This is a genomic window from Psychromonas hadalis ATCC BAA-638 (assembly GCF_000420245.1).
Taxonomy (GTDB): domain Bacteria; phylum Pseudomonadota; class Gammaproteobacteria; order Enterobacterales; family Psychromonadaceae; genus Psychromonas; species Psychromonas hadalis.
In genome coordinates this window covers 1-5,437 of the sequence record NZ_ATUO01000207.1, presented here as the reverse complement: position 1 = coordinate 5,437, position 5,437 = coordinate 1, and the positions used below count along the sequence as shown (strand labels likewise).

The 5,437-nt window shown below is 38.4% G+C and carries 8 protein-coding genes; 1 reads left to right on the top strand and 7 read right to left on the bottom strand.

Annotated elements, in window-relative coordinates; genetic code table 11:
• Nucleotides 1-221: 221 nt before the first annotated feature.
• Nucleotides 222-914: a pseudouridine synthase gene (locus G322_RS0117285; protein WP_022942956.1), complete on the top strand. Its 693-nt coding sequence runs from the start codon at nucleotides 222-224 to the stop codon at nucleotides 912-914.
• Between the two features lie 427 nt (nucleotides 915-1,341).
• Here the strand turns inward: G322_RS0117285 and G322_RS21255 are convergent, their stop codons facing one another.
• The 7 genes from G322_RS21255 to G322_RS0117245 form a co-directional block, all read right to left on the bottom strand.
• Nucleotides 1,342-1,662: a hypothetical protein gene (locus G322_RS21255; protein WP_051143795.1), complete on the bottom strand. Its 321-nt coding sequence runs from the start codon at nucleotides 1,660-1,662 to the stop codon at nucleotides 1,342-1,344.
• Nucleotides 1,663-1,674: 12 nt separating this feature from the next.
• Nucleotides 1,675-2,100, bottom strand: coding sequence for a GNAT family acetyltransferase (locus G322_RS0117275; RefSeq protein ID WP_022942955.1), 426 nt, complete (start codon nucleotides 2,098-2,100; stop codon nucleotides 1,675-1,677).
• 167 nt (nucleotides 2,101-2,267) lie between these two features.
• Entirely contained in the window at nucleotides 2,268-2,453 is a 186-nt protein-coding gene (locus G322_RS24935) for a C13 family peptidase (RefSeq protein ID WP_084683783.1), read from the bottom strand.
• Between the two features lie 329 nt (nucleotides 2,454-2,782).
• The gene (locus G322_RS0117260; protein WP_022942953.1) at nucleotides 2,783-3,769 is read right to left on the bottom strand and encodes a calcium/sodium antiporter; all 987 of its coding nucleotides are present in this window, start codon (nucleotides 3,767-3,769) and stop codon (nucleotides 2,783-2,785) included.
• 100 nt (nucleotides 3,770-3,869) lie between these two features.
• The gene (rpoZ, locus tag G322_RS0117255) at nucleotides 3,870-4,145 is read right to left on the bottom strand and encodes a DNA-directed RNA polymerase subunit omega (protein ID WP_022942952.1); all 276 of its coding nucleotides are present in this window, start codon (nucleotides 4,143-4,145) and stop codon (nucleotides 3,870-3,872) included.
• Nucleotides 4,146-4,217: 72 nt separating this feature from the next.
• Nucleotides 4,218-4,841, bottom strand: a complete 624-nt coding sequence (gene gmk, locus G322_RS0117250; RefSeq protein WP_022942951.1) for a guanylate kinase — start codon at nucleotides 4,839-4,841, stop codon at nucleotides 4,218-4,220.
• A gap of 64 nt (nucleotides 4,842-4,905) precedes the next feature.
• Nucleotides 4,906-5,382 carry a GNAT family N-acetyltransferase gene (locus tag G322_RS0117245; protein ID WP_022942950.1) on the bottom strand — a complete coding sequence of 159 codons (477 nt, stop codon included), beginning with the start codon at nucleotides 5,380-5,382 and terminating at the stop codon, nucleotides 4,906-4,908.
• Nucleotides 5,383-5,437 lie beyond the last annotated feature (55 nt).

Here is a 5,437-nt window from a genome sequence, read left to right as displayed (position 1 = left end):
CAAAATCGCAAGTAATATTGAAGCCAATTATAAATGACTGGCTATTTTAAAAACAAAATCGCAAGTAATGTTGAAGCCAATCCTAAGTAACTTTTTACAAGTGATAAAACGATTGAGCCTCGTGTGTAAACACGGGGCTTTTTTATTTATATAACAGTATGTTACCGATTTATTATTAAAGTTATATACTGGTATTCGTTCTCTCTATTTTTAAGGTATTAATGCGTTTAGATAAATTTATATGTAAAAGCACGGCCTTAAACAAAGAGCAAGCGCGTCTTGCTATTGCGAATAGTGATGTTTTAGTCAATGAATTGATCGTTGTTGAGCCTGCTTTTCAAGTGCACGAAAACAATATCATTATGCTAAACAAAAAGGTGTTAACCGCGCGATCGTTTCGATACTTGTTACTGCACAAACCTGCTAATACGATCTGTTCAAATGTTGATGAAATTTATCCTTCTGCACTCAACTTATTAGATATTGAGCATGTTTCTGAATTGCATATTGCAGGGCGTTTAGATGCGGATACAACTGGGTTGATATTAATAACTGATGATGGACGTTGGACATTTAATATTACTTTGCCAAATAATGGTTGTGAAAAAGTCTATCGTGTCGGGCTATCACGTGACATTAAGGAAGAGGTAACCACTCAATTTAAACAAGGTATTCAGCTACAAGGTGAAGAAAAATTGACCTTGCCTGCGACACTTGAGATTCTCAGCCCTAAAGAGATGCGCTTAACACTTACGGAGGGTAAGTTTCATCAAGTTAAGCGTATGTTTTCCGCTGTGGGTAACCGTGTTATATCTCTACACAGAGAGAAAATAGGACATGTAACGTTAGATGTTGAAGAGGGACAGTGGCGCTATTTGACGTTACAAGAGGTGCAATCGTTCTGCAAAGAATAGGGCCGTATTATTAAGTAATACATAACCCAACTGTTATCGTTTGTTTGTTTTGTTGTAAATAGTCTATATCTTTCAGGTAACTGAGGTGATGAAAGGTTATCGATAAACTGTTTATCTCTTCCTTCTGCTGCTTGTGCACACATATAATCTACTCATGCCTGTAAACGTGTGACCATCACATCAACTAAATTCTTCTGTGCCACATCGTAGCTATCACAGAACAGTTTTGCACGCTGAATCTGCTTAGTTAATGAACCTAATTTATCAATATCATCTGTTTTATACCGATTACATTAAGTATGTGATCTAAATTTTTCACAGGAAAAATAGCTAAATTTAAGGCGTAAGTTGACATAAATGGTTGTTCCCTTTACAAAACTTACAACGTAGAAGTGAGTTATTTTAACCAGCTAAATAGATTAGCTATTTACTGTAATTGGTATAATTCTGCATTGCTATGTGTACTTAAAAAATTAGCGCGACTATCGTGAAACCTGCGTAACAGTTTCGCTGCTGAGATAAGTGCCTCTTGTATTGCGATAGCGCCTGTTAATGGGTAATTGTAAGTATCGCCTTCAATAAAACTCAATACTTCATTGCTACCATTAGTTTTGATAAAGCGAGGTGCTTCATCGAAATGGTTGTTAGCGAGGTGATTTAATAGTTTATGAATGGTCGGTGACCAAACATTCACAGGGCGAATAACGTTGTTTTTCTCTCGATAGATAACACCCTCTCTACACGCCACTAAGTGCTTGCATTAATGCTCCCTTTTTTTGATAAATTGTCCCATACTAATTCGCTTTTCAATAGTAAAACCGAGTGATTGATAAAATGCAGTGACTTGTTCATTGCCCGCTACAATTTGCAGGTTTACTTTTGTACAGCCAATTTTATTAAGCTCTCTGATTGTATGCTTAACCAGTTTTGATCCTATTCCCATTCGACGTGTTTGCTTACTAATTGCAACAGAATATAACCAACCACGATGACCATCATATCCTGCCATGCATGAACCTACGATCACGCCCTTTTTTTCAGCAACAAACAGTAAGTTATCCACCTTCAGTTTCTTTGCTAAAACCAAATTAGGCTCGTTGTGTGGTGCTGGGTTTGCAAAAGCCTCTTGCCATAACTGAATAAGAGAGCATTTATCATGGTGTTGGTATTTACGTAAAATTATCATCACTAACCTTCGTTTACTGTTAACTCAGAGAGTTTATCAATCATCGGTTGCTGAGCCTGTATTTGTGGTTTTGAAGGCTCAAACCCCCATCTGTTTTCTTTTTTCTCTATCTCAAATTTTGCTTGCTGAAAGGCATCAATATGAGGCAGTTGGCTTTTGAAGTAAGCCTAGCCAAAATAGGTAAAGTTAGCGCTATTAGAGCAACCAAAAGAGGGTTGTTCAGCATTGCTGGCGGTCATCACAAGTGTATATTCGTCTGCAAGTGTTTCGATGTAAATGCCTGAGTAACAAGCGGATACAACAATGACTTTCCATTTTATCTTAGACTTAAGGAGGCAGTGTTGCTTGTTGATATGGTGCGCTCTTTCAGGTAATAGCTGTTATTTTGGTTGATCAATCAAAGAGTACTGCTATTTTTCTAGTGCTGTCATCTCACTTTCATTGGGGTGAGATACAGCCTTGCACTAAAAATAGGCTTGTTAAGAGTATTATCAGTTTATTTTTTGAGGTAAAAAAAGCACGCATGAATAACTTTCCATCGCTAAGTTATAGTGCTTAATTTACGCTAAATATGCTTGTACTGTGATTTTTTGATGGTTGTGCGAGTTAACTCACGAATAATTTAAACAAAAAAAGGCGCTAAAGTGAATCGCTTTAGCGCCTTTTTTTAAGTTGCTCAGTATTAGATCACTGTATTATTCATATCAATAAATAACCAGACCATATAACTGATGTAACCGGTGAGTAGTAAAGCACCTTCAAAACGACCTAATATTCCAGTTTTACCTTTGCGCCATGCGATAGAAAAGATCATCAATGCAATCAGTAATCCTATCATAACAGGATAATCACGGGTCAATACTGCAGCATCAAAGCTATCAGGATGAATTAAGCCCGGTAGTGCCATTACACCTAAAATATTAAAGATGTTTGACCCGATGATATTACCAACGGCTAGGTCATACTCTTTTTTACGGGCAGCTGCCATGGTGGCTGCAAGTTCAGGTAGGCTTGTGCCGATAGCAACAATGGTTAAACCGATAATCAGATCGCTGACGTGGTAATATTCTGCCACTTCAACCGCGCCCCACACCAAAATACGTGAAGAGGCGATTAATACAATGATGCCAATCACTAACCATTTTAGCGCTTCACCTTTACTTATCTCTTCAGGTAATTCATCTAAAATCTCTTGTGGTAAGTTATCTTCTCCGTGACTTTTTGCCTCCCAAACGGTAAAGGCTAACATGGCAAACATCATTGCTAATAAAATAGCACCATCTACGAAGCTAAGATGCTGATCCCAGAGGATATAGTAACTAAATAAGATGATAGCCAATAAAACAGGCATCTCACGTTTAAGCAGTTTGGAGTGAATTTTCAACGGGTAAAAGAGTGCGGTAATACCTAACATCAAACCTATATTAGTAATGTTTGAACCTATGGCGTTACCAATAGAAAGGCCTGTGTTTCCCTCTGCCGCCGCCATTGCAGATACCAACATTTCAGGGGCGGATGTGCCTAAACCAACAATCACCACACCGACAATGAGAGGGGAGATTGAAAAGCTACGCGCGGTATTTGATGCGCCTAAAACAAATTTATCTGCACTCCAGATCAGCAGGGCAAAGCCGATAAGTATGGCAAGGGCAGGGTATAATAAAACCATATATAATATTTCCTTAGAAGCTTGCTATAAAAAAACGCCGAACATTTTCATGATCGACGTTTCTTAAAATTTTTAAAGTCTGTGGTCTACTTGTAATAAGTTAACCGCGACCTTCTGCAATCGCTGCAACGGCTGCTAACTCTGCAGCTTGCTTCTCATGCTTCTCTTGACGGTCTTGAATATCCATCAACTCGTTGGTGATCAGGCCTTCTTCGATTTCACGTAGCGCAATGACAGTTGGCTTGTCATTTTCAGGATCAACTAAAGGTGTTTTTCCTCCAGTAGCAAGCTGACGAGCTCGACGAGATGCCATTAAGATTAGATCAAAACGGTTACCAACTACATTTACTGCATCTTCAACGGTTACACGTGCCATTATTGAACTCCAAAAGTTAATTACATAAAAACGGGCGCCTATTATACAAGTATTCTAATATATGATCCAGCGCTACTTTAGCAATGTTGCAATCATGGTTTTATGTATAATCGATTGTTTATTGTTTTTGTTACGCAGCGCATTAACAATCTGTGAGAGCTCTTTGCTAGCAAGCTCAAAATTATCATTAATAATCAGATAATCATACTCATTATAGTGTGACATCTCTGATTGTGCTTGTGCCATGCGTTTTGCGATAATCTCGCTACTATCTTGACCGCGTTTATTAAGGCGAGCTTCAAGTTCATTTCGACTGGGTGGAAGAATAAAAATACCCACCGCTTCGGGCATCATTTCACGAACCTGTTGTGCGCCTTGCCAGTCAATATCTAAAAAGATATCAGTGCCTTGTTGTAGTGCTTGTTCAATGGTAAATCGTGAAGTGCCATAATAGTTGCCAAACACTTCAGCCCATTCAAAAAAAGCGCTCTCTTTGATGAGAGACTTAAACTGTGCAACATCAACAAAGTGGTAATGTTCACTATTGTTCTCGCCAACGCGGGGATCACGGGTTGTATGTGAAACTGAAACTTGTACATCCCAAGAACGCTTTTCTGCCAATAATGCATTGATAAGGCTAGATTTTCCCGCACCACTAGGTGCAGAAATGATATAAAGCGTACCGAGTTGAGACATGATTTAAGTTCCTAAAAAGTTTAAAGCGCGGATTATCGCCTATTTTTTAACTGATGTCTTTTAATTACAAGGTTTTTAACATCCAGACATCACAACCACCATGAATGGTGTTATCTAAGGGCTGATTAAGACGTTTGAAAGCGAAAGATTCATACAACTTAATCGCGCTTTTCATATTGCTTAACGTATCAAGATAGCAGTACTGATAACCTGCATTTTTTGCATAACTTAAACATTGTGCTGTTAATGCTTTGCCAATGCCTAAGCCACGGCTTTCAGGTAATAAAAATAGTTTTTTTAGCTCACAAATATTTTCTTGAAAGGATGCAATACCCGCACCGCCAACTACTTTGTTATCAATGGTGGCGATAAAATAACAGCTATTGTTTATCGTTAAGTAGTGTTGGCTTATTGCCTCTACTTCACTGTCAGAGGGGCCAAATCCTTCACCAATCGCACCATATTCTCTGCCGACCTGTTTGATGATGTTGCAGATGCTTTTATCGTGAGTTCGCTTGATAGGTTTTACGTTATAGAGCATGGGGATCTCTTTAGGAATCGTTACACAATAACTTGCGCTAAATTGTTTTCAAAAA

Bases quoted from the DNA above. Each gene is read 5' to 3' on its own strand.
- G322_RS0117285 (WP_022942956.1), top strand. From the start codon at position 222: ATGCGTTTAGATAAATTTATATGTAAAAGCACGGCCTTAAACAAAGAG.
- G322_RS0117275 (WP_022942955.1), bottom strand. From the start codon at position 2,100: ATGATAATTTTACGTAAATACCAACACCATGATAAATGCTCTCTTATT.
- G322_RS0117260 (WP_022942953.1), bottom strand. From the start codon at position 3,769: ATGGTTTTATTATACCCTGCCCTTGCCATACTTATCGGCTTTGCCCTG.
- rpoZ (WP_022942952.1), bottom strand. From the start codon at position 4,145: ATGGCACGTGTAACCGTTGAAGATGCAGTAAATGTAGTTGGTAACCGT.
- gmk (WP_022942951.1), bottom strand. From the start codon at position 4,841: ATGTCTCAACTCGGTACGCTTTATATCATTTCTGCACCTAGTGGTGCG.
- G322_RS0117245 (WP_022942950.1), bottom strand. From the start codon at position 5,382: ATGCTCTATAACGTAAAACCTATCAAGCGAACTCACGATAAAAGCATC.